The organism is Pelagibius sp. (assembly GCF_965227505.1).
Taxonomy (GTDB): domain Bacteria; phylum Pseudomonadota; class Alphaproteobacteria; order Kiloniellales; family Kiloniellaceae; genus Pelagibius.
The window spans coordinates 3863619-3884542 of the sequence record NZ_OZ245757.1 but is presented as its reverse complement, the minus strand read 5'-3'; the positions used below and the strand labels follow the sequence as shown (position 1 = coordinate 3884542).

The following is a 20924-nucleotide window of genomic DNA, read 5'->3' as shown; positions in this document are numbered from 1 at the left end:
TCATACTGAGGAGCGCAGCGTCTCGAAGTACGAGGTCAATCGCTGCCTGAAGCCTCTCATGCGTATTTTGGAGTACGGCTAGCGGAGCGCGGCCTCCAGATCCGCCGCCGCGGCGCTGAGGAGGGCGCGGCAGCGCCGCTGGTGCCCCAGGCCGAACTGGGCGGCGAGGCCGGAGAGGCAGAGCGCCCCCAGCAGGCGACCGCCGTCGTCGCTCAGCGGAACCGCAACGGCGGCGAGATGGGGGTCGCGCTCGCCGAGCGAGAGGGCATAGCCGTCGCGGCGCACCCGCTGCAGGGCCGGGTCGTCCTCGCCACCATAGGCGCGCAGCACCTTGCCCGCCGCCCCCAAAGCAAGCGGCAGGCGCGCGCCTTCCTCCAGATGGTGGCGCAGCTCGCGCAGCGAGTTTTCCCGGTAGAGGCAGGTGCGGGTCAGGCCGCTGCGGACGTAGAAGGACGCCGTCTCCCCGCTGTCGTCGCGCAGGCGGCGCAGGACCGGGCGCAGCAGCGCCTCCAGGTCGCTCTCGTCCCGGTAGAGACCGCCGAGGCGGGCCAGGCTGGGCCCCAGGCGGTAGCGGCCGTCGGCACCGCGCGTCAGATAGCCGAAACGCTCCAGTGAGCCGTTGAGACGCAGGATCGTGCTCTTGTAGAAGCCCGTGCGCTCGGCCAGGGCGGCGAGGCTCAGCGCCGCCTCCCCCTCGGCAAAGGCCTCCAGGATCGTCAGCGCCCGTTCCACCGACTCCACGCGGTCCTGGGCCGCCATGCCGCATACTCCCTGAAGTTCTGTCTGACAGAACAAATAAGGTGGATTATAGGGCATTTTGTTGCGGTGAACAGAATATCTGGCACAACGACTCCCTGCAGAATGCTGCCGAAGAAAGGCTGGAAACGATGACCCCCTGTTTGCACGGCGTCCGGGTGCTCGACCTCACCAACGTGCTGGCCGGACCCTTCTGCTGCCACCAGTTGGCTCATCTGGGGGCCGAGGTGATCAAGGTGGAGGTGCCGGGCAGCGGCGATCTGGCCCGTCAACTGGGCGCGGATGCGGCGTTGAACGCCCGGCACATGGGCGTCTCCTTCCTGGCGCAGAACGCCGGCAAGCGCTCTCTCACCCTCAACCTGAAGCACGCGGAGGGCAAGGCGCTGTTCCGCCGCCTCGCCGCCACCGCCGACGTGGTGGTGGAGAACTTCCGTCCCGGCGTCATGGAGCGCCTGGGGCTCGGCTTCGAGACTTTGAAGCAGGACCGGCCCAACCTGATCTATTGCGCCATCTCCGGTTTCGGCCAGGAGGGGCCTTTGCGCAACCTGCCGGCCTACGACCAGATCATCCAGGGCATGTCCGGCGTCATGTCCATTACTGGTGACGCGGAAACCGCGCCCTACCGGGTGGGTTACCCCATTGCCGATACCATCGGCGGCATGACGGCGGCCTTTGCGATTGCGGCGGCCCTCGCCCGGCGCGGTGCCGGCGCCGAAGAGCCCTGCTTCATCGACGTTTCCATGCTGGAGGCGACGCTGGCCACCATGGGCTGGGTGGTTTCCAACTTCCTGATCGCCGGGCGCCTGCCGGAGCCGCTGGGCAACGAGAACTTCACCGCCAGCCCCTCCGGCACCTTCCGAACCGGCGAGGGCCTGCTCAACATCGCTGCCAACAAGCAGGAACAGTTCGAGGCGGTCTGCCGCGTGCTGGGCCGCCCCGAGCTTGCAGCAGACGCGCGTTTCGCCGCCCGGCAGGACCGCCTGGCAAACCGCCAGGAGCTGAAGCGGATCCTGGAAGAGGCGCTGGCGGCCCGCTCCGCCGCCGACTGGCAGCAGGCGTTGAACACAGAGGGTGTGCCCGCCGGGCGGGTGCTGACGGTGCCGGAAGCGCTGAATGAGCCGCAAGTGCGCGACCGCGGCATGGTCGCCACTTTCGAAAACGCGGCGGGCGTCGGGCGCGACATCCGCGTGGTGCGCAGCGGCGTCAAGATCAACGGCGCGGCCCCGGCGGTGAGCGCGCCGCCGCCGCGCCTCGGCGAACACTCCCGGGACATCCTGGCAGAGCTGGGGCTCGGCGCGGAAGAGATCGACCGCCTGTCGGAGGAGAAGGTGCTATGACGACAGAAGACAGCAAGACCGCAGAGTCCGACTGGTGGTCGACCGCCATCATCGAGATGGAGCCGGGCGTCATCCGCTACCGCGGCTACGCCATCGAGGAGCTGATCGGGCGGGCGTCCTTCTCGCAGATGATCTGGCTGCTGCTGCGCGGCGAGCTGCCGGGACGCGAGCAGGCCGAGCTTCTGGACATCGCCCTGATGGCCGCCGTCGATCACGGGCCGCAGGCGCCCTCCATCGCCATCGCCCGCATGGCCGCGACCTGCGGCCTGGGCCTGAACAACGCCATGGCCTCCGCCGTCAACGTGCTGGGCGATGTCCACGGCGGTGCCGGCGAACAGGCGCTGGAGATCTATCAGCGCATCGCTGCGCGTATCGAAGCCGGCGCGACCCTGGAGGACGCCTGCGCGGCTGAGCTCGAGGCCTTCTTTGCCGGCGACGGGCGCTTCCTGCCCGGCTTCGGGCATCGCTTCCACCCGGTCGACCCCCGCGCCCCGCGCCTGCTGGAGATGGTTGACCACTACGCGGAACAGGGCAGCGTCGGCGGGCGCTTCGCCGCCATCGCCCGCACCCTGGAGACGGCGCTGGCGGCGCGCAAAGGCAAGGCGATCCCTTTGAACATCGACGGGGCAACGGCGGTGATCTATGGGGAGCTGGGTTTCCCGGCGCCACTCGCCCGCGGCCTCTTCTGCCTGTCGCGCTCCGTCGGCATCCTCGCCCACGCCTGGGAGGAATCGCAGTCGGGCCTGCGCAACAAGGGCCCGCTGCCGCGTGAACGCCTCTGGCGCTACGACGGCCCGGTGCCAAGGCCGGTCCCAGAACAGACCTAGACAGAGCAGACCTAGACTGCGTCAGTCTTTCAGCCAGCGGTCCAGAAAGGCCGGAACCCTTTCGAGGGCATCGGCCCTGGCCGCCGGGTCGCTGCCGACCGAGGGCACGATCCCGCTCGCCATTCGATGCAGTGGCAGCGCGCGGCGCGACAGGTTCGGTGCGTCGAAGCCGTGCAGGGCGCCGGCATAGAGATGGATCGCCACCGGAGCGCCACGCTCCGCGGCCGCCGCTATGAAAGCCCTGCAGGCGGCAGCCGGCGTCCAGTTGTCGGCCTCGCCCTGCAGCACCAGGAGAGGAACCTCCGTGGTCCAGGTTCCGGGCTTCACCCGGGTGAAGGGCGCCGACTGCCGGGCTTCGTCGCAGACGCCGGGATAGAAGGCGACCGCCGCGCGGAAGTCGTGCCGCGGCGGCGGCGCCGGACGGCCGATGCTCTCGCGGACGATGGAAAGCAGCACGGCGGCGCCGCCCTGGGACCACCCGATCAGCCCGACTCGGTCGGGCCGGACGAAGTCGGAGGCCTGCAGAAAGGCAAGCGCCGCGTAGGCATCCTTCGGACGGTCGCGGTACATGGTGGAGCGCTCCGGCCCGCGCCCGCAGGTTTCCCCGAAGCCCCGCGGCCCTGCGGAGTCGACAAGCAGAACGGCATAGCCGCGCTCCACCAGAACCCTGGTCCAGGCCGCATAGATTGCGGGAATCCCACCGCCGGGCCCCAGACCGCTGCATCCATGGAGCAGCACCAGCGCCGGAAAGGGCGGCTGTGCCTCCGGCTGATAGAGCTGGGCGGTCAGTTCGGTAACGCCGTCGAGCGAAGTGAAGCGCAGCGGCTCGTCCGCCAAGGCACGGCCCTGGATGGCCAGAACAACAACCAAAAGGCCAAGGATGCGCGCCACCGTCAACTCCTCGATTGGGAGCTGACAGGCTACCACCGTGGATTTGCGGTCGAACAGGGAGCGGCTGCTGGAACAACAAAGGGCTCAGCGGCCATTGGCCGTTGAGCCCCGGTGCAATGCTGGCTTTTTGAGCCTGCGCCGTCTCAGAAGATGGCAATCCCGGCCATCAGCACGACCCAGAAGGCGAGGCCGGCCAGGAAATGGTCCACCGAGATGCGGGTCGTCGACTCGTTCATCTTTCCCGACATGGTCTTGATCCCGTGAGTTCCGAAGTCCGTTAAGGGGTATATAGGGAGGCCGCCTGGACCTCGGTGTGCCATTTCCCACAAGAAATCGAACACTACCTCGGAATTTTCCCGCCCTGCGTGGGTCGCAGCGCCTGCGGCAAGGGAGGCGGGGGCAAGAAAACCCCAGGGAATCCCTGTTTTCGGAAAGCGCTCAAGCGACTGTGTTGAGCTGTGAATCGACCCCCGCGGCGAATGATCACATCTCTGAGAGCGTGACTTTGACCACAAGGAAGGGCCCGCCATGCCGCCGCACCGCCGCTCTCTGCTCCCCGCACTCGCCCTCGGGGCCGCACTCGCCCTGACCGCAGCCGCCGCCCCGCAGGCCGCGGCGGAGCCCGATGAAGAGATGCTGGGCCACAGTCTGGGCCTTTTTGCCGGCAATCCCGAGGCGCGCCGCGCCGCGGTGGAGGCGATCCGCGCCAGCGGGCGCAAGGACATGATTCCGGCCCTGATCCAGGCGCGGCGGTTTCTCACCACCGTCCCGGGGATCGAAGAGGCGCTGATCGAACTCACCGGCCACGAGGGCGCGGACTCCTGGCACGAGTGGATGCTCTGGCAGGAGGCCAACCCGCAGATCATGCCTTTCGAGGGCTTCGAGATCTTCAAGGCGGCGCTCTACATGCGCATCGACCCCAACTTCGCCTTCTTCCTGCAGCCCGATGTGGCGCACGAGATCCGCCTGGAGGAGATTGTCTGGGGCGGTGTTGTGAAGGACGGCATTCCGGCGCTCACCAATCCGGCGCTGATCACGGCCGACGAAGCGGACTACCTGGGAGCCGAGGAACTGGTCTTCGGGGTCAAGATCAACGGCGATGCCCGCGCCTACCCCCTCCGCATCATGGACTGGCACGAGATGTTCAACGATGTGGTCGGCGGCGTGCCGGTCAGCCTCGCCTACTGCACGCTCTGCGGCTCCGGCATCCTCTTCGAGACCACGGTGGAGGGGCGCGACGCGCCCTTCGTCTTCGGCTCCTCCGGCTTTCTCTACCGCTCCAACAAGCTGATGTACGACCAGGAGACCCATTCCCTCTGGAACCAGTTCACCGGGCGGCCGGTGGTGGGCGCGCTCACCGGCTCCGGCATCGAGCTGAAGACCCGCCCGGTGGCCATCACCTCTTGGCAGGCCTGGCGGGCGGCCAATCCGGAAACCAGGGTACTGTCGCTGGAGACCGGCCATACGCGGGACTACAGCCCCGGCGCGCCCTACGGCGCCTACTTCTCCAGCCCGGACCTGATGTTCCCGGCCCTGGTCCGGCAGGACGACCTGCAGGCCAAGGATTACGTCTTCGCCCTGCGCTCCAGCGGCACCGAGAAGGCCTGGCCCCTGACCCGCTTTGCCGGCGGCCAGGTGATCAACGACGCCGCCGGCATCCTCGACATCGTGCTGATCGGCGACGAGGCGACGCGCACCGTGCGCGCCTACCGACGGGACGGGCAGACCTTCTCCCGCGGCGACAGCCTGGCGGAGCTGCAGTCGGAGGCCGGGTCCTGGCAGGTCACCGAAGAAGCCCTGGTCGGCCCCGGCGGAGAGCGTCTCGCCCGCCTGCCCGGCCACGTCGCCTACTGGTTTGCCTGGGCCGGCTATCTCGGCGAAGAGGGCGAGGTGGCGGTGCAGTAAGCGCTAGGCGTCGCCGCCCTCAGCGTCCTTCTCGGCACCTTCGAAATCCGCCAGGAAGGTCTTCAGCAGGGCATCGAGCCGGCGGCGCTCGTCCTGTGAGAGGCCCGCCACCAGTTCCGCCTGGGTGCGCACATGCGCGGCCACGGCGGCATCGATGACATCGAACCCCTTGTCAGTCAGCGCAATGAGGAAACTGCGCCCATCCTCGGGGTTGCGGGCCCGCTCCACCAGCCCTGCCTTCTCCAACTGATCGATGCGGTTCGTCATGGTGCCGGAGGTCACCATCGTCGAGGCCATCAGCGCGCCCGGCGACAGGCGGAAGGGCGGCCCGGAACGGCGCAGGGTCGCCAGGACATCGAAACTGGCGTCGTTCAGGCCGTAGTCCGCCCAGGTCTTCTCCATCCCGCGGGTGAGGAACAGGGCCAGTCGTTTCGTTCGCCCGATCAGCCCCATGGGGTCGACATCGAGGTCGGGGCGTTCGCGCCGCCACTGGGCGAGGATTCTGTCGACGTGGTCCATGCCATCAGTCGTCGCGCAGATTTATCTTGACGTCAAGAGAAACGATACTTATCTCGATATCAAGATAATCTCCCGGGAGGCATCCATGCCCCGCGTTTCAGACCTGCTCCTCACGGCCCTGGCCCCGGCGATCTGGGGCAGCACCTATATCGTCACCACGGAATTCCTGCCGGACGGCTACCCCGTCACGGTCGCGCTGCTGCGCGCGCTCCCGGCGGGCCTGCTGCTGCTGCTGATTGCACGCCGGCTGCCGGAATACGGCTGGTGGGGCCGGGTCTTTCTGCTGGGGGCCTTCAACTTTGCGATCTTCTGGGCGCTGCTTTTCGTCGCCGCTTACCGGTTGCCCGGGGGCGTCGCGGCGACGGTCGGCGCGGTCCAGCCCCTGATCGTGATCTTTCTGGCCCGCATTGCCTTGGGATCGCCCGTCCTTGCGCTTTCCATCGTTGCCGCCCTGGCGGGCATGGCCGGCGTGGCGCTGCTGATCCTGACGCCCGAGGCCGCCCTGGACCCGGTCGGCATTGCCGCCGGGCTCGGCGGTGCTGCCTCCATGGCCGCCGGCACGGTGCTGAGCCGCAAGTGGCAGCCGCCTGTCTCGCTGCTGACCTTCACCGCCTGGCAGCTCACCGCCGGGGGGCTCCTGCTGCTGCCGCTGGCGCTGTGGCTCGAGCCGCCGCTGCCGGCCCTCACCACCGAGAACGTCCTGGGGCTGGTCTATCTCGGCCTCATCGGCGCGGCCTTCACCTATATCCTGTGGTTTCGCGGCATCAGCCGCATCGAACCCTCGGTCGTCTCGACCCTCGGCTTCCTCAGCCCGCTGACCGCGGTGGTCCTGGGCTGGCTGGTGCTCGACCAGTCGCTGACGGACCTGCAGATGATCGGGGTGGTCACGGTTCTGGGCAGCGTCTGGCTCAGCCAGTTCGCCGGACTGCGCCTCCGCCGCCTGGCGCCCTCGACCGCAGGGCGGCCTTAGACCAAAGGCAGGCAGGACGGCGTCAGGTCCTTCCGATGTCCTTGAAGAACTCCGACCTGGGAAACAGCTTCCCCGGGCAGAGGGTCGCCTCGCCCGGGGTTTCCCCGTGCAGGGTTACACGCTCCGCCGCAATATCGAAGCGGCGCATCAGGTCGCGGCAGAGCGCGATGGTCGCGTCATACTGATCGGCGGAGGGCGCGGCGTTCTGGAAGTTGCCGATCAGGCAGATGCCGATGCTGCGGAAGTTGCGGTCGGGGTTGCGCGCCGACACATGGGCGCCCCAGAGCCGCAGCGACCAGCGCTCGCTCGGCACCACCGCCCCCGTCTCGATGCCCTCCCCGTTGCCGACCAGAAAGTGATAGGGCACCTCGTTCACGGGATCGCCGGCCTGGCGCTGGCGATGGACACGGCGCAGCAGCGCCAGGTCGCCGGAGGCCCCAGCGCTGTGATGAATGGTCAGATAGTCCCAGCGGTTGAACCAGTAGAGCGGCAGCCCGGCCAGGGCCAGGCTGGCAAGCGATCCCTGCAGGAAATGCCGGCGTTTCATCGCCTTGCTCCCCAGATTGCCGATGCGGCGGCGGCGCAAGCCTCGATCGACACGCAGGATAGGCCGGCAATGTGGCGGAGACGGGGCGGTATTGCGGCTAGTCGTCCCCTTCCTTGTGCAGCCGCTTATACATCTTGTCCCGTGGAGCACCGATTCCGACGTTCGCCGCTGGATACCAGACGCCGCGGAGCTGCATTGGACCTATGTTCGAGGCGATGTTTGACTGATCCAGGTCGCGAATTCTCACTCCACGCTCGACTCGGATCTCGGCGGCGCCCTCAAACCATTCGTCGAAGCCCTTGCTCTCAATCAGGGCGAATGCGTCCGCCTCCGAAAACGCGGTGACACCGATGCCCATCGGCAAATGCGGGTCGCGTGGAAAGGAGATCCAATAGGTCTCCAGATGCGGACTGTGTTTCAAACGCTCGCCCCTTAGTGCGAGGCGCAGGCGGCGCAGCGGCCGTGCAGTTCCACGGTCATGTGGCGGGTCTCGAAACCGGTCTCGCCGGCAACGGACTTCAGCCCCTTTTCGCTGGCCGGAAAGGCGAACTCCGTCACCTCGCCGCAGTCGTCGCAGATGGCAAAGCCGGCCGCGGCCTGGTGGTCGTGGGCACAGCAGGCGACGTAGGCGTTGAGGCTCTCGATGCGGTGCACCAGTCCTTTTTGCCCGAGGGTCTCCAGCGCGCGGTAGACCTGCACCGGCGCACGCAGCCCCGCATCCCGCAGTTGATCGAGCAACTCGTAGGCCGAGAGCGCAGCCGGGCTGGCCGCGAGCCGGTCGAGCACGAGCTGCTGGTTGCGGGTCAGCTTGGCCGTGGTCATGACGTCTTCTCCAGAGACCCCGCAGGGCGCGAGCCGCGCCGCAGCGCTTGAGACAACAAAGACAGCAGGAAGAGCAGCAGCGCCGCGACCACCACCGAGGGGCCGGAGGGCGTGTCGAACTGCAGCGAGCCGAAAAGCCCCAGCACCACGGCGAGCATGCCGAGGGCCGAAGCGATGAAAGCCATGGCCTCCGGCCCCGGCGCGAAGCGCCGCGCGGTCGCAGCCGGGATGATCAGCAAAGAGGTGATCAGCAGGATGCCGACGATCTTCATGGCGATGGCGATCACTGCGGCCATGAGCAGCATGAAGATGAGGCGCGCGCGCTCCGGATTGAGGGACTCGGCCGCGGCCAGTTCCTCGCTCACGGTGCCGGCCAGCAGCGGCCGCCAGATCGCAGCCAGGAGCGCCAGCACGGCCAGACCGCCGCCGTAGATCAGGGCGATGTCGGTCTGCGTCACCGCCAGCAGATCGCCGAAGAGATAGGCCAGCAGATCGATGCGCAACCAGGCCATGAAGGAGACCAGCACCAACCCCAGCGCCAGGGTGGAGTGGGCCAGGATTCCCAGAAGCGCGTCGGTCGGCAGCACCGCCTGGCGCTGCAGCAGCACCAGCGCCATGGCCCCGCCGGCGGCAATGGCGAAGACGCCCAGGGTGACGTTGACCTCCAGCAGCAGGGCCAAGGCGACGCCGAGCAACGCGGAGTGCGCCATGGTGTCGCCGAAATAGGCCATGCGCCGCCAGACGATGAAGCAGCCCAGCGGCCCCGCCACCAGGGCCACGCCGATGCCGCCGATCAGCGCCCTCGTGAAAAAGTCATCCAGCATCCCGGGTGTCCCGCTTTGCCGCCGCCCCTTCTTCAGAAGACGGCGCCTCATGATCATGTGGGTGGCTGTGATGGTGATGATGGCCGTGGCCGTCGTCGCGACCGACCACCCGTCCGTCGGGCAGATGCACGTGATCGTGGTCGTGGCGGTAAACGGCCAGGGCCGCTGCTGCGCGGGAGCCGAAGAGGGCGCGGTACTCCGGACTGGCGGTCACCGCCTGGGGCGTGCCGGAACAGCAGACATGGCCGTTCAGGCAGATCACCGTGTCGGTCTGCCCCATGACGATGTGCAGATCGTGGGAGATCATCAGGATGGCACAGCCCAGTCGGTCGCGGATCTCGCTGATCAGCTCGTAAAGCGCGATCTCGCCGCCGAAGTCGACGCCCTGCACCGGTTCGTCCAGCACCAGAAGCTGGGGCCGGCGGATCAAAGCGCGGGCCAGCAGCGCGCGTTGAAACTCGCCCCCGGAAAGCTGCTGCACCGGCTGTTCGGCGAGATGGGCGATGCCCACCTCGCCGAGCGCCCTGTCGATCTCCGCGCGCCCGTGCCGTCCGGTCAGGGTCATCAGGCGGCGCACCGTCAGCGGCATGCTGTAGTCGATGGAGAGCTTCTGGGGCACATAGCCGATCCGCAGGCCGTCGCGGCGGGTGAGGTTTCCCTCTGCCGTTTCAAGAATGCCCAGCAGTGCCTTCACCGTGGTGCTCTTGCCGCTGCCGTTGGGCCCGATCAGGGTGACGATCTCACCCGGGCGGATGGCCAGATCGACGCCGCGCACCAGCCAGCGGTCGCGGCCGCGCACGCCCAGCCCCTGAGCTTCGATCAAGGGTGCTTCGATCAAGGGCGCCTCCGCTGCCTGAGCCGCAGGCTTTGGTGTATCGCTACCGGCGCTCTCCGCCGGCATCGGCGCCGGCGTCACGTCTGCCATGAACTCTCCAGAGTTTCCCGTTGCAGGCTAAATTCCAAGCGTTATATTATTACAATCCTGGCGCCCCTGCCGCAAGCCACTCGCCAGCCGACGCCCCCTAAATGAGGACTCTTTTAGCCATGCGCATTCCGGCCTCTTCCGTTGCCTTCGCCGCCCTGTTTTCCGCCGCCCTTCCGGCGGCCGCAGCCGAGGCGCCCGTGGTGGTCACCAGCATCGCCCCGGTTCACTCCCTGGTCGCCGGCATCATGCAGGGCGTCGGGGAGCCACACCTGATCGTCAAAGGCGGTGGCTCGCCCCACAGCTACAGCCTGCGGCCCTCCGATGCCGCGGCACTGGAGAAAGCGGCGGTCGTGTTCTGGGTGGGCGACGAGTTGGAGGTCTTCCTGGAGGGGCCCATAGAAGCCCTGGCCGGAGATACCAAGGTGCTGTCTCTCGCCGAGGCGCCCAACGTCGCGCTGCTGCCGTTCCGCGAAGGCGGCCCCTGGGCGGAGCATGACCACCATGGAGACCACGATGCCCATGGTCATGAGGACCATGCGCACGAGGACCATGCGCACGGTGGGCACGGCCATGAGGGACACGACCACGAGGAGCATGCTGAAGCGAAACACGCGCATGAAGACCATGCCCATGGTGAACACGGCCACGAAGAGCATGGCCACGAAGAGCATGCTGAAGCGGAACACGCGCACGCAGAACACGCCCATGGTGAACACGGGCACGAGGAGCATGGCCACGACCACGCCCATGACCACGCCCATGAAGCAAAGGGTCATGAAGGCCACGCCCACGGCGAAACTGACATGCACATCTGGCTCGATCCCGACAATGCCCGGGCCATGGCGGCCGCCATTGCCGAGGCCCTGATCGAGGCCGACCCGGACAACAGCGGCGTCTACCGCGCCAATCGCGAGATCCTGCTGCGCAGGTTGGATCAGCTCGGCAGGGACATGACGTCCGAGCTGGCAAGCGTCAAAGACAAGCCCTTCATCGTCTTTCATGATGCCTATCAGTACATGGAACGGCAGTTCGGGCTGAATGCGGTGGGCTCCATCACCGTCAGCCCGGAACGCCAGCCCGGCGCCCAGCGCCTGGCAGAGATGCGCGAGAAGATCACCGAACTGGGCGCGGTCTGCATCTTTGCCGAGCCGCAGTTCGAACCGCGGCTGGTCGGCGTGGTGGCCGAGGGCACGCAGGCAAAAACCGGAACCCTGGACCCCCTGGGCGCCGATCTGGGATACGGCCCGGAGATGTACTTCAAGCTAATGCGCGGCAACGCCGAGGCTCTGCGCAACTGCCTCAGCGAAAGCAGCTGATCGCGGGTCAGAAAGACTCCTCAAGGATCGCCAGATAGTCGGCCTCGCTCGCCGCGCGCGGATTGGTGGCGTGGCAGTGGTCGAGCAGCGCCGCCGCCGCTATCGCCGGTAGCTGGTCGCGGCTCACACCCATTGCGGAGAGGCCGGCCGGCAGGCCGATCTCCCGATTCAGCACAGCGACCTGACTGTCCGGAGCACCGCCCAGCATCGCCTCCAGCCGGTCCCACTTGCCGCCGACTGCAGGGCGGTTGAACCGCAGCACCGCCGGCAGCAACACGGCATTCAGCGTGCCGTGATGAAGCATCAAATCAGGCAACGCGCCCAGCGGATGGGAGAGCGAGTGCACGGCGCCGAGGCCCTTCTGAAATGCCATGGCCCCCTCCATCGAAGCCATCATCATGTCCCAGCGCGCCTGCCGGTCCCGGCCGTCGGTCACGGCCGTCCGAATGGCGGCGTAGCCGCGGGCCAGTCCTTCCAGGGCGATGGCGTCCGCCGGGGGATTGACGGCGGCGGAGAGAAAGGTTTCCAGGCAATGGGCCAGAGCATCCATGCCGGTCGCCGCCGTCAGCAGCGGCGGCAGACCCAGCGTCAGCTCAGGATCGCAGACCGCCAGCGAGGGCAGCATCAGCGGCGAGAGAATGCCCAGCTTGCGGCCGTCGTCCATGACGATGACGGCGCCGCGCCCGACCTCCGAACCCGTACCGGCCGTTGTCGGCACTGCGATCAAGGGCGGCAGCGGACCGGTGATGCGCGCGGCCCCGCCCTCGACGGCAGCATACTGCACCAGCGGCGGCGCCTGCCCGGCCAACAGCCGCACCGCCTTGCCCAGGTCAATGGAAGACCCGCCGCCGATCGCCAGCACCCCATCGCAGCCCTCGGACTGGTAGACCGCAAGCGCGGCCATCACCGCGGCTTCCGTCGGATTGGCCGGCGTCCGATCGAAGGTCGCCGGGGCCTCGGCGAAGCGCTGCGCGATGGGCGCGATCAACCCAAGAGCTGTCAGTCCGGGATCGGTCACCAGCAGGGGACGCTTCATGCCAAGTTCGGCGCAGAAGTCCGGCAGCTTCGCGGCGAGCCCGAAATCGAACTCGATCCGCGTCAGGTAGCTGATGGTGGCCATCGTTTTATCCCAGCACCGAGAAGCTGCTGTCCTGGTTGACCTCGCGCAGGCGCGAGAAGCTGCCGCAGTCGATGCTGTGGTCCAGGTTGCTGAGCTTGAAGCGCAGGGGCTTTGCGTCGTGATCGCCGCCGCCCTCGCAGTAGTCGATCAGCGCCGCCATCATGCGACCGGCGACCGGTGCGTTCTTGAACTGGTTGCCGCTGCTGCCGACGGCCATGTAGAAGCCGTCGATGCAGGAGCGGTCGTAGATCGGAATCCAGTCCTCGGTCACGTCATAGAGGTCGACGACCCCCTTGGGGCTCTGCGAGACCTTCAGCGCCGGCAGACGCTGGGCGTAGCGGAAGGCCTGGGTCACCGCCTGATCGGTGAGGTCGCGGTTGAAGGTATCCGGGTCCACCATCTCCCGCGGGTCGCAGTCCGGGTCCTCGCTGCCCACCAGAATGTGGTTGCCGGTCTCCGGCCGGCAGTAGCAGGCGATGTCGCTGTCTGAGATCACCAGGCCGTTCTTCTCGAAGTCCAGACCCTCCGGCGCTTTCACGTGGACCACCTCCTGGCGCAGGGCCTTGGTGGTGATGCGCATGTCGGCCTCTGCGCCGGCCAGGCGATTCACCGGGGCCGAGTGCGGACCGGCGACATTCACCACCACCGGTGCTGAAATGCGTGTGCCGTCGTCCAGCACGACGCCCTCCACGCGGCCGCGCGACACCGGGATCTCGACCACGCGCCTGTTGAAGAGGAAGGTGCCGCCGGTAGCCTCAGCCGCGCGCTGCAGGTTGTGGGAGGCAAGCTGCGGGTCGCTGATGTAGCCGGCGGTGGGGAAATAGACGCCGCCTTCCAGCGCGCCGCCGGTGGGGGCGCCGAAGTCGGCATCCGTCATCAGCCTGGCCGGCCAGTGGCAGGCGAGGTCATAACCGGGCAGCGTCGCTCGGACTTGCTCCGCATCCCAATGCTCGTGCGGAATGTCCAGGGCCTCCACGGTCTTCAGCACCTTGGCGAGGCGGTCGTTCTGCTGCGTCTTCATCACCAGGCAGCCGCAGTCGTGGAAGACCGCCAAACCGCGCTCGTCGAGGCAATCCAGGTAGTCCGCCCAGTGCTTCCAGTAGAAGTAGCCGTCGTAGGCCAGGGCGGTGCCGTCCAGGGTGGAATAGTGCACCCGGATGATGGCACAGGAGTTGGACGTTGAGCCGTAGCCCGCCGCCGGCAGGGCATCGACGTTGAGGGTCTTGCGTCCGCCGCGCGCCAGTTCCAGGCCGACGGCGGCGCCGATCACCCCCGCGCCGATGATGATGGCATCGTAGCTCTGATCCATGGCGCTATCCTGCCTCTCGTGTTGCGGCACGCCGCGCTGCGGCGACGGCATCGGTGAACTCGCGCGTCAGAAGATCGATGTCTTCGACGCCGACAGAGACGCGGATGAAGCCCTCGCTGATGCCGAGCGCGGCCCGGCCCTCGACAGTCAGGCCGCGGTGGGAGGAACTGGCCGGATGGCTGATGGTCGTGCCGACGTCGCCCAGGGTTGGCGCGAAGGCGATGTTGCCGGCGGCGCGCACGAAGGCGTTGACGCCCGCGCGGTCGGCATCCAACTCGAAGCTCACCATGTGGCTGAAGTTGCCCTGCAGCAGGTCACGGGCCAGAGCCCCGTCGGGGTGGTCCGGCTCGCCGGGATAGAGCACCCGCAGCACACCCGGCAGACCGCGCAGGTGATCGGCCAGGGCCTTGGCGTTCTCCTGCGCGCGCTGGAAGCGCAGATCGAAGGTGTTGAGGCCGCGCTCCGCCAGCCAGCAGTCGAAGGGGCTGGCGTTCAGCCCCCAGGTCGTGATCGTATCGTAGAGCGCGGTGGCGTGCGCGGGATCGCGCGACCCGACGTAACCCAGGGTGACGTCGCTGTGTCCGGCCAGCAGCTTGGTGACCGAGTGCACAACGAGATCGGCGCCGTGGTCGAAGGGCTTGAAGGCGCGCGGCGTGGTGAAGGTGTTGTCGACGACGAAGATCAGCCCGCGCTCCTTGGCTAGGCGGGCCAGCCCCTTGATGTCGGCGACCCGCAGCGTCGGGTTGGCCACCACCTCCACCAGCAGGATCTTTGTCTCCGGCCTCAGCGCCGCCTCTACAGCGGCGACGTCGGAGGCGTCGACCAGGCTTGCCTCGAAGCCCATGCGCGGCAGATCCTGGCTCAGCAGGCGCAGGCAGCGGCCGTAGAGCTGGTTCCCGGCGACGATGTGATCCCCCTTCTCCAGCAATGCCAGGAAGACCGCAGAAATCGCCGCCATGCCCGAAGCGGTCATGATTCCCTGCCCAACGCCCTCCTGCCCGGCCCCTTCCATCCAGGAGATCTTGTCGGCCAGGACAGAGGCGTTGGGATGGCCTTCGCGGGCGTAGCTGTAGCCCTCGGCCCGCCCCTCGTAGACGGCGTCCAGGGCATCGGCATCCTCGGCGCAATAGACCACCGAGGGAAAAAGCGGTGTCACCAGCGGCGTCGTCTCCGACGGCGGCGGGGTCGTGCGGCGCACGACGGAACGGTCTTCGGGCTTCATGGGCCGGCCTCGTCTCTGCAATCGATCTCCTGGCCTCCACTAGGCATACCGCCAGACTTCGGTCAAGGCCGCTCGGAAGACCTGCCTGGGACCCTGTCCCTAGCCCGTTTGAATAGAGCCCGAGATGTGGAATAAAGGGGGCCGCAATCGAAGACCAAGAAGAACAGGGGAGCCCGAACGGACATGCGCTTCATGGCGGTGAACGGCCTGACGCTGCATTTCAGCGACAGCGGGGACAGTGGAAACCCGGCCAAACCGGTGCTGGTCTTCTCCAACTCGCTGGGCACCGACTTCCGAATCTGGGACCGGGTGGTGGCGCGACTCGGCGACACCTTCCGCATCATCCGCTACGACAAGCGCGGCCACGGCCTCTCCGACCTCGGGAACACGCCCTATGTGATGGACGACCACGTCGGCGATCTTGCGGCGCTCTTGGACGCCTTGAAGATCGACAACGCAGTTGTCTGCGGGCTCTCGGTCGGCGGCCTGATCGCCCAGGGGCTCTACGCCCGCAGGCCGGAGCTGGTGCGCGGCCTCATCCTCTGCGACACCGCCCACAGGATCGGCGACGACAGGCTGTGGAACGACCGCATCGCAGCGGTGGAAGCCGCCGGGATCGAGTCCCTTGCCGAGGGCATTCTCGGGCGCTGGTTCACCAAGGCGTTGCGCAGCGGCGACCCGGTGGAACTGGCCGGCTGGCGCAACATGCTGACCCGCACCCCCGCGGGCGGCTATGCCGGCACCTCGGCCGCGATCCGTGACACCGACTTCACCGAGGCGGCCAAGGAAATCGCCGTGCCGACGCTCTGCCTGGTGGGCGAGGAGGACGGCTCGACGCCGCCGGCGCTGATGCAGGAGCTGACGGCCCTCATTCCCGGCGCCCGCTGCGAGGTCATCGCCGGTGCCGGGCACCTACCCTGCATCGAGCAGCCGCAGGTGGTCAGCGACCACATCCTGAGCTTCACGCGGGAGGCCGGTCTTGCCTGACGACGATCGACTGAAAAAAGGGCGGACCACCCGCGCGGCGGTTCTGGGCGAGGACCACGTCGCCCGCGCCGAGGCCGCGACGACGGACTTCGACGCCGACTTCCAGCGCTTCATCACCGAAGGCGCCTGGGGCAGTGTCTGGTCCCGGCCGGGGCTCAGCCGGCGCGAGCGCAGCCTGATCACCATCGCGCTGCTCGCCGCGCTCGGACACGACGAGGAGGTCGCCATGCATCTGCGCGCCTGCGCCAACACAGGTGCGACGCCGGAAGAGATCAAGGAAGCGCTGCTGCACGTCGCGGTCTACGCCGGCGTTCCGGCCGCCAACCGCGCCTTCAAGATCGCCAAGGGCGTCCTGGGCGAGGGAGCGGCCGGATGAGCTTCAAACCGCGAGACTGGTCGAGCCACCCGCCGCTGATCTATCCGGCCTACAAGTCGACGGCGCTGCGCGGTGCGACAAAGCCCCTGGTTGCGCTGCCACAGGGCCTTTCGGAACGGACCGGACCGCTTTACGGCGCCGAGATCCTGAGCCCGGCGGACGCCGACCTGACCCTGAACGGCCGCCGCGACGGAGAACCGCTGGGCGAGCGCATCATCGTCTCCGGCCGGGTGCTGGACGAGGACGAACGTCCGCAGGCCGGCATACTGATCGAAATCTGGCAAGCCAACGCCGCCGGACGCTACGTCCACAAGGCCGACCAGCACGACGCCCCTCTGGACCCGAACTTCTTCGGCGCCGGGCGCTGCGTCACCGATGCCGAAGGGCGCTACCGTTTCGTCACCATCAAGCCGGGCGCCTATCCCTGGGGCAATCACGACAATGCCTGGCGGCCCGCCCATATCCACCTCTCGCTCTTCGGGCCCTCGATCGCCACCCGGCTGGTCACGCAGTTCTATTTTCCGGGCGACCCGCTGCTGGACCTCGATCCGATCTTTCAGTCCACGCCGGCGCCAGTCCGCGACCGCCTGGTTTCGGCTTTCGATCTGTCGACCACGGAAGCGGGCTTCGCCCTCGGCTATCGTTTCGACATCGTGCTGCGCGGCCGCGAGGAGACGCCGATGGAGCAGAAACCATGAGCCGGGGCCAGACGCCGTCGCAGACCGTGGGGCCCTTCTTTGCCTATGGCCTGACGCCGGAGCAGTACGGTTATACCTTCCGCAGCCTTGCCTCCGCCGACCTGCGCGACCCGGCAACCGAGGGCCGGGAGATTCGCATCGTCGGGCAGATCTTCGATGGCGCCGGGGCGGTGATCCCCGATGCCATGCTGGAGATCTGGCAGGCCGATCCCGAAGGCCGCTATCTCCGGGCAGGCGACAGCGGCAATCGCGGTTTCACGGGCTTCGGGCGCTGCGGTACCGGCAGCGGAACGGAGAACGAGTTCGCCTTCACCACTTACAAGCCCGGTGCCGTCGACGACAGTCAGGCGCCCCACATCTGCGTGATCGTCTTCATGCGGGGCCTCTTGAGCCACCTCTATACGCGGATCTATTTCGCCGACGAAGCCGCGGCCAACGCCGAAGACCCGGTGCTGAATGCCGTCGAGCCCGAACGTCGGGCGACGCTGATCGCCGAGGCGGTGGAGCCCGGCACCTATCGCTTCGACATTCATATGCAAGGGGAGCGGGAAACCGTGTTCTTCGATGTCTGACAGCGCAACAGGCACGGCGGGGCCCTGCATCATCACCGTGGCGATCACCGGCTCGGTGCCGCGCAAGGAAGACAATCCGGCGGTACCGATCACCGTCGCCGAGCAGATCGAGTCGACGCAGGAGGCCTTCGAGGCCGGCGCGAGCATCGTCCACGTTCACGTGCGCGACGAAGCACAGCGCGCCTCCTCTGACCCCGACAAGTTCGCCGCTTTCCAGGAGGGCGTGCGCAGGCACTGCCCGGGCATGATCGTGCAGTTCTCCACCGGCGGGCGCGGGCGCGCGCCGGAAGAGCGGGGTGCGATGCTGCACCACGCACCGGATATGGCGTCGCTGGCCACCGGCTCGGTGAACTTCCCCAACATGATCTACGAGAACCCGCCCGATCTGATCGACAGCCTGGCGGAGACCATGCTGCGCCACCGGATAAAGCCGGAGGTCGAGGTCTTCGATCTCGCCATGCTCTACGCCGCCGCCGAAATGGCTGGCGACGAGCGCCTGGAAACCCCGCTGCACGTACAGTTCGTCTTCGGCCTGAAGAACGCCCTGCCGCCGCGGCGTGAAATCCTGGAGTTCGAGGTGGCGCAGTTGAAGGCGCTGCAGCCCGACGCGACCTGGACCGCCGCCGGCATCGGCCGCAGTCAGCTTGAGGTGAACCACTGGGCGCTGGAGATGGGCGGCCACTGCCGCACCGGACTGGAAGACAACATCCGCTTCGACCGGTCGCGTCTCGCAGCCAGCAACGCCGAACTGGTGGCCCGGGTCGCCAATCTCTGCGACGAATACGGACGGCATCCGGCAAGCTGCCGCGAGGCCCGGGCGATCCTCAACCTGCCGGACGCGGCCTGAACGGAAAGCGATGGCAGCCCTCCCCTTCGACAGCCGGCTCTACGGCGGCCTGCTCTCCGACGCCGAGATCGCGGCCAGGCTCGACGACGCCGCACAGTTGCGCACGATGCTGGCTTTCGAAGCGGCCCTGGCCCGCGCCGAGGCCCGCTGCGGTGTCATCCCGCAGGGTGCGGCAAGGCAGATCACAGCCGCCGCGGACAACCTGACCCTGGACCCTGCCGTCCTGGCCGAGGCAACCGCGCGCGACGGCATTCCGGTGCCGTGTCTGGTGGCGGAGCTGCGCCGGGCCGTCGGGGGCGAGGCGGCCGGCTTCGTGCACTGGGGCGCCACCAGCCAGGACGTCATCGACACCGCGTTGGTGCTGCGCCTGCGGCGCGTCCTGGACCTGCTGGAGGAACGGCTGACCCGGCTGTGCCGAAGCCTGTCACAACGCGCCCGGGCCGAGCGCAGCACGGTCATGGCGGCACGCACCTGGGGGCAGCAGGCGACGCCCACGACCCTGGGCCTGAAGATGGCCGGCTGGCGGGCGCCACTGCGGCGGCACCGCAAGCGCCTGGACGAACTGCGTCCACGCCTGGAGGTCCTCTCCTTCGGCGGCGCGGCGGGCACCCTGGCCGCCCTTGGCGACAAGGGCGTTGCGGTCGAGGCCGCGCTCGCCGAAGAGTTGGGGTTGGCGGTGCCGCCATTGCCCTGGCACAGCCAGCGCGACGGCCTGGCGGAACTGGCCGGCTGGCTGGCGCTGGTGACCGGCAGCCTCGGCAAGATCGCCGGCGACGTCGCCCTTCTCAGCCAGAGCGGCATCGGCGAGCTCAGCGAAGGAACAGGCGGCGGCTCCTCCACCATGCCGCAGAAGGCGAACCCGGTGCGCTCCAACGCCGTGCTGGCCCTGGCGCGCCACAATGCCGGCCTCGCCGGCCAGATGCAGACGGCGGCCCTGCACACGCTGGAGCGCGACGGCGCTGCCTGGCAGCAGGAATGGCTGATCCTGCCGCAGATGCTGCTGGCCTGCGGCGCGGCCCTCAGGCAAACGACCGCGCTGATCGAGGACCTTCGGGTCAACGCCGCAGACATGGCCGCCAACCTGGACGCGGCCAAGGGACTGGTGCTGGCCGAAGCCGCGAGCTTCGCCCTCTCCGCCCATATGCCCCGCGACGAGGCCCAGGCGCTGGTGAAGGTTGCCTGCAAGGAGACTGCCGCCTCAGGCCGCCACCTCATGGACGTTCTTGCGGAGATGACCGAGGCGCCGGTGGACTGGGCGCGCCTGCGCGACCCTGCAGGCTATCTGGGCATGGCGGAGCGCTTCATCGACCGTGCCCTGAGGGACAGCGACTGAGTACTGGAAGCCGATCAGCGCAGCCGGGCGCTCCGAAGCGCCTGTTCCGCCACCTCCGCATTGGCGGCGGCCTTGACAGCGTCCCACTTCTCTTCGTCTGTCATGCCAAAGAACGCCTTCCCAGGACCCCTCTTCTCGAAGATCAAGACTTCGACAAAATCCATTGCACCGGCAATGACCAGTTTGTCGTCGATACGCCGCGAGAACTGCGCAGCGAAAGCGCCGATGATGTTCACGCAGCCTCCGATTCCGGATTCGGGATCGAAGTGGGCAACGGTGTAGCGGTCGCCACTCCACTGCGCGGAGAAGCTTTCGCATAGACGGTCATGAAGATCCTGGTCGGTCGCACTGCGCGGAATCCCTAAGGTGTTTTCACTCGATGTCCATTCCTGCGCATCGTTAGCGAAGCTCAATTCGACAAGAACAAATCTGATGTTCGCTTGAATGTCCTCGCCGCCACCGAGAAAGCGGCTGAGGAATGCCGGGTCGTAAGAATGGTTCGGAAACTTCTTCTCAAGCGCGCCCTCCCCACCACGCAGAATGAAGTCTTCCGGCCCTTCGGATTCTGAAGACGTGCTGGATTGCGTTCGCAGGTTGCGCTGCGGCCACGCGAATGGCTCGTAGGCCTCCGGCAAGGCAACCTCAAGGCGGCCGTCCAGCAACGTGTGGGCCTCTTCGGGTGGCGGCGTGACACAAGCGGCCAGCGCGCCAAGAGACAGCAAGTAGATCAGGCCCCGGAGCATTGCGACCTCATCACGGCTCCCCTTCTTCGAATGTGGCTTCGGCCCATTCTACCGGTGCTTGTGTCGAGAGTATGGCAA

At 67.6% G+C, this 20924-nt stretch carries 23 protein-coding genes; 11 read left to right on the top strand and 12 right to left on the bottom strand.

All coding sequences use genetic code 11. From position 1 onward, the window contains the following. Positions 1-78: 78 nt before the first annotated feature. The gene (locus ACO06P_RS18250) at positions 79-759 is read right to left on the bottom strand and encodes an IclR family transcriptional regulator (protein ID WP_420346650.1); all 681 of its coding nucleotides are present in this window, start codon (positions 757-759) and stop codon (positions 79-81) included. Between the two features lie 128 nt (positions 760-887). On the opposite strand from ACO06P_RS18250, the gene ACO06P_RS18245 reads away from it, so the two are divergent. Then, positions 888-2093 carry a CaiB/BaiF CoA transferase family protein gene (locus ACO06P_RS18245; RefSeq protein WP_420346649.1) on the top strand — a complete coding sequence of 402 codons (1206 nt, stop codon included), beginning with the start codon at positions 888-890 and terminating at the stop codon, positions 2091-2093. Next, positions 2090-2920, top strand: coding sequence for a citryl-CoA lyase (locus ACO06P_RS18240; protein WP_420346648.1), 831 nt, complete (start codon positions 2090-2092; stop codon positions 2918-2920). The genes ACO06P_RS18245 and ACO06P_RS18240 overlap by 4 nt, the downstream gene beginning before the upstream one ends. A 21-nt stretch (positions 2921-2941) precedes the next feature. Here ACO06P_RS18240 and ACO06P_RS18235 read toward each other — a convergent pair whose 3' ends face one another. Next, positions 2942-3811, bottom strand: a complete 870-nt coding sequence (locus tag ACO06P_RS18235) for a dienelactone hydrolase family protein (RefSeq protein ID WP_420346647.1) — start codon at positions 3809-3811, stop codon at positions 2942-2944. Between the two features lie 528 nt (positions 3812-4339). On the opposite strand from ACO06P_RS18235, the gene ACO06P_RS18230 reads away from it, so the two are divergent. Continuing rightward, positions 4340-5716 (top strand): DUF3179 domain-containing protein, encoded by a 1377-nt coding sequence (locus ACO06P_RS18230; protein ID WP_420346646.1) that lies wholly within the window; start codon positions 4340-4342, stop codon positions 5714-5716. A gap of 3 nt (positions 5717-5719) precedes the next feature. On the opposite strand, the gene ACO06P_RS18225 is transcribed toward ACO06P_RS18230, so the two are convergent. Beyond that, entirely contained in the window at positions 5720-6235 is a 516-nt protein-coding gene (locus tag ACO06P_RS18225; protein WP_420346645.1) for a MarR family winged helix-turn-helix transcriptional regulator, read from the bottom strand. Positions 6236-6320: 85 nt separating this feature from the next. Here ACO06P_RS18225 and ACO06P_RS18220 point away from each other — a divergent pair, with 85 nt between their 5' ends. Next, a complete protein-coding gene (locus ACO06P_RS18220) occupies positions 6321-7205 on the top strand; it encodes an EamA family transporter (protein WP_420346644.1) in 885 nt (294 codons plus the stop codon). A gap of 22 nt (positions 7206-7227) precedes the next feature. Here the strand turns inward: ACO06P_RS18220 and ACO06P_RS18215 are convergent, their stop codons facing one another. The 5 genes from ACO06P_RS18215 to znuC form a co-directional block, all read right to left on the bottom strand. Then, on the bottom strand, positions 7228-7752 hold the full coding sequence (locus ACO06P_RS18215) for a peptidoglycan recognition family protein (RefSeq protein ID WP_420346643.1): 525 nt from the start codon (positions 7750-7752) through the stop codon (positions 7228-7230). 97 nt (positions 7753-7849) lie between these two features. Then, positions 7850-8173: a hypothetical protein gene (locus ACO06P_RS18210; RefSeq protein ID WP_420346642.1), complete on the bottom strand. Its 324-nt coding sequence runs from the start codon at positions 8171-8173 to the stop codon at positions 7850-7852. An 11-nt stretch (positions 8174-8184) separates the two neighbouring features. Beyond that, positions 8185-8574, bottom strand: a complete 390-nt coding sequence (locus ACO06P_RS18205) for a transcriptional repressor (protein WP_420346641.1) — start codon at positions 8572-8574, stop codon at positions 8185-8187. Beyond that, a complete protein-coding gene (locus ACO06P_RS18200; protein ID WP_420346640.1) occupies positions 8571-9398 on the bottom strand; it encodes a metal ABC transporter permease in 828 nt (275 codons plus the stop codon). The genes ACO06P_RS18205 and ACO06P_RS18200 overlap by 4 nt, the downstream gene beginning before the upstream one ends. Then, positions 9388-10323 carry a zinc ABC transporter ATP-binding protein ZnuC gene (gene znuC / locus ACO06P_RS18195; protein WP_420346639.1) on the bottom strand — a complete coding sequence of 312 codons (936 nt, stop codon included), beginning with the start codon at positions 10321-10323 and terminating at the stop codon, positions 9388-9390. The genes ACO06P_RS18200 and znuC overlap by 11 nt, the downstream gene beginning before the upstream one ends. 119 nt (positions 10324-10442) lie before the next feature. On the opposite strand from znuC, the gene ACO06P_RS18190 reads away from it, so the two are divergent. After that, positions 10443-11639: a zinc ABC transporter substrate-binding protein gene (locus ACO06P_RS18190; RefSeq protein ID WP_420346638.1), complete on the top strand. Its 1197-nt coding sequence runs from the start codon at positions 10443-10445 to the stop codon at positions 11637-11639. A gap of 7 nt (positions 11640-11646) precedes the next feature. Here ACO06P_RS18190 and ACO06P_RS18185 read toward each other — a convergent pair whose 3' ends face one another. From ACO06P_RS18185 to ACO06P_RS18175, 3 genes are read right to left on the bottom strand one after another with little or no spacing between them, the layout of a single operon-like run. Further along, on the bottom strand, positions 11647-12759 hold the full coding sequence (locus ACO06P_RS18185) for an iron-containing alcohol dehydrogenase (RefSeq protein WP_420346637.1): 1113 nt from the start codon (positions 12757-12759) through the stop codon (positions 11647-11649). A 4-nt stretch (positions 12760-12763) separates the two neighbouring features. Further along, entirely contained in the window at positions 12764-14068 is a 1305-nt protein-coding gene (locus ACO06P_RS18180; RefSeq protein ID WP_420346636.1) for an NAD(P)/FAD-dependent oxidoreductase, read from the bottom strand. Between the two features lie 4 nt (positions 14069-14072). Continuing rightward, complete coding sequence (locus ACO06P_RS18175; RefSeq protein WP_420346635.1) at positions 14073-15290, bottom strand: trans-sulfuration enzyme family protein; 1218 nt, start codon at positions 15288-15290, stop codon at positions 14073-14075. A 183-nt stretch (positions 15291-15473) separates the two neighbouring features. On the opposite strand from ACO06P_RS18175, the gene pcaD reads away from it, so the two are divergent. From pcaD to pcaB, 6 genes are read left to right on the top strand one after another with little or no spacing between them, the layout of a single operon-like run. Continuing rightward, positions 15474-16277 (top strand): 3-oxoadipate enol-lactonase, encoded by an 804-nt coding sequence (gene pcaD, locus ACO06P_RS18170; protein ID WP_420346634.1) that lies wholly within the window; start codon positions 15474-15476, stop codon positions 16275-16277. Next, a complete protein-coding gene (gene pcaC, locus ACO06P_RS18165; protein ID WP_420346633.1) occupies positions 16270-16653 on the top strand; it encodes a 4-carboxymuconolactone decarboxylase in 384 nt (127 codons plus the stop codon). Before pcaD ends, pcaC begins: the two co-directional genes overlap by 8 nt. After that, positions 16650-17351: a protocatechuate 3,4-dioxygenase subunit beta gene (gene pcaH, locus ACO06P_RS18160; RefSeq protein WP_420346632.1), complete on the top strand. Its 702-nt coding sequence runs from the start codon at positions 16650-16652 to the stop codon at positions 17349-17351. Before pcaC ends, pcaH begins: the two co-directional genes overlap by 4 nt. Further along, positions 17348-17923, top strand: a complete 576-nt coding sequence (pcaG, locus tag ACO06P_RS18155) for a protocatechuate 3,4-dioxygenase subunit alpha (protein ID WP_420346631.1) — start codon at positions 17348-17350, stop codon at positions 17921-17923. The genes pcaH and pcaG overlap by 4 nt, the downstream gene beginning before the upstream one ends. Continuing rightward, positions 17916-18770 carry a 3-keto-5-aminohexanoate cleavage protein gene (locus ACO06P_RS18150; protein WP_420346630.1) on the top strand — a complete coding sequence of 285 codons (855 nt, stop codon included), beginning with the start codon at positions 17916-17918 and terminating at the stop codon, positions 18768-18770. Before pcaG ends, ACO06P_RS18150 begins: the two co-directional genes overlap by 8 nt. A gap of 10 nt (positions 18771-18780) precedes the next feature. After that, positions 18781-20103 carry a 3-carboxy-cis,cis-muconate cycloisomerase gene (gene pcaB / locus ACO06P_RS18145; protein ID WP_420346629.1) on the top strand — a complete coding sequence of 441 codons (1323 nt, stop codon included), beginning with the start codon at positions 18781-18783 and terminating at the stop codon, positions 20101-20103. A 14-nt stretch (positions 20104-20117) separates the two neighbouring features. Here pcaB and ACO06P_RS18140 read toward each other — a convergent pair whose 3' ends face one another. Beyond that, positions 20118-20846: a hypothetical protein gene (locus tag ACO06P_RS18140; protein ID WP_420346628.1), complete on the bottom strand. Its 729-nt coding sequence runs from the start codon at positions 20844-20846 to the stop codon at positions 20118-20120. Between the last annotated feature and the right edge of the window lie 78 nt (positions 20847-20924).

Coding starts and splice junctions, on each gene's coding strand:
- pcaH (WP_420346632.1), top strand. CDS start 16,650: ATGAGCTTCAAACCGCGAGACTGGTCGAGCCACCCGCCGCTGATCTAT.
- ACO06P_RS18230 (WP_420346646.1), top strand. CDS start 4,340: ATGCCGCCGCACCGCCGCTCTCTGCTCCCCGCACTCGCCCTCGGGGCC.
- ACO06P_RS18250 (WP_420346650.1), bottom strand. CDS start 759: ATGGCGGCCCAGGACCGCGTGGAGTCGGTGGAACGGGCGCTGACGATC.
- ACO06P_RS18240 (WP_420346648.1), top strand. CDS start 2,090: ATGACGACAGAAGACAGCAAGACCGCAGAGTCCGACTGGTGGTCGACC.
- ACO06P_RS18215 (WP_420346643.1), bottom strand. CDS start 7,752: ATGAAACGCCGGCATTTCCTGCAGGGATCGCTTGCCAGCCTGGCCCTG.
- ACO06P_RS18180 (WP_420346636.1), bottom strand. CDS start 14,068: ATGGATCAGAGCTACGATGCCATCATCATCGGCGCGGGGGTGATCGGC.
- ACO06P_RS18175 (WP_420346635.1), bottom strand. CDS start 15,290: ATGAAGCCCGAAGACCGTTCCGTCGTGCGCCGCACGACCCCGCCGCCG.
- pcaB (WP_420346629.1), top strand. CDS start 18,781: ATGGCAGCCCTCCCCTTCGACAGCCGGCTCTACGGCGGCCTGCTCTCC.
- ACO06P_RS18140 (WP_420346628.1), bottom strand. CDS start 20,846: ATGCTCCGGGGCCTGATCTACTTGCTGTCTCTTGGCGCGCTGGCCGCT.
- ACO06P_RS18200 (WP_420346640.1), bottom strand. CDS start 9,398: ATGCTGGATGACTTTTTCACGAGGGCGCTGATCGGCGGCATCGGCGTG.
- znuC (WP_420346639.1), bottom strand. CDS start 10,323: ATGGCAGACGTGACGCCGGCGCCGATGCCGGCGGAGAGCGCCGGTAGC.
- ACO06P_RS18205 (WP_420346641.1), bottom strand. CDS start 8,574: ATGACCACGGCCAAGCTGACCCGCAACCAGCAGCTCGTGCTCGACCGG.
- ACO06P_RS18220 (WP_420346644.1), top strand. CDS start 6,321: ATGCCCCGCGTTTCAGACCTGCTCCTCACGGCCCTGGCCCCGGCGATC.
- pcaG (WP_420346631.1), top strand. CDS start 17,348: ATGAGCCGGGGCCAGACGCCGTCGCAGACCGTGGGGCCCTTCTTTGCC.
- ACO06P_RS18190 (WP_420346638.1), top strand. CDS start 10,443: ATGCGCATTCCGGCCTCTTCCGTTGCCTTCGCCGCCCTGTTTTCCGCC.
- pcaD (WP_420346634.1), top strand. CDS start 15,474: ATGCGCTTCATGGCGGTGAACGGCCTGACGCTGCATTTCAGCGACAGC.
- ACO06P_RS18150 (WP_420346630.1), top strand. CDS start 17,916: ATGTCTGACAGCGCAACAGGCACGGCGGGGCCCTGCATCATCACCGTG.
- ACO06P_RS18225 (WP_420346645.1), bottom strand. CDS start 6,235: ATGGACCACGTCGACAGAATCCTCGCCCAGTGGCGGCGCGAACGCCCC.
- ACO06P_RS18245 (WP_420346649.1), top strand. CDS start 888: ATGACCCCCTGTTTGCACGGCGTCCGGGTGCTCGACCTCACCAACGTG.
- ACO06P_RS18185 (WP_420346637.1), bottom strand. CDS start 12,759: ATGGCCACCATCAGCTACCTGACGCGGATCGAGTTCGATTTCGGGCTC.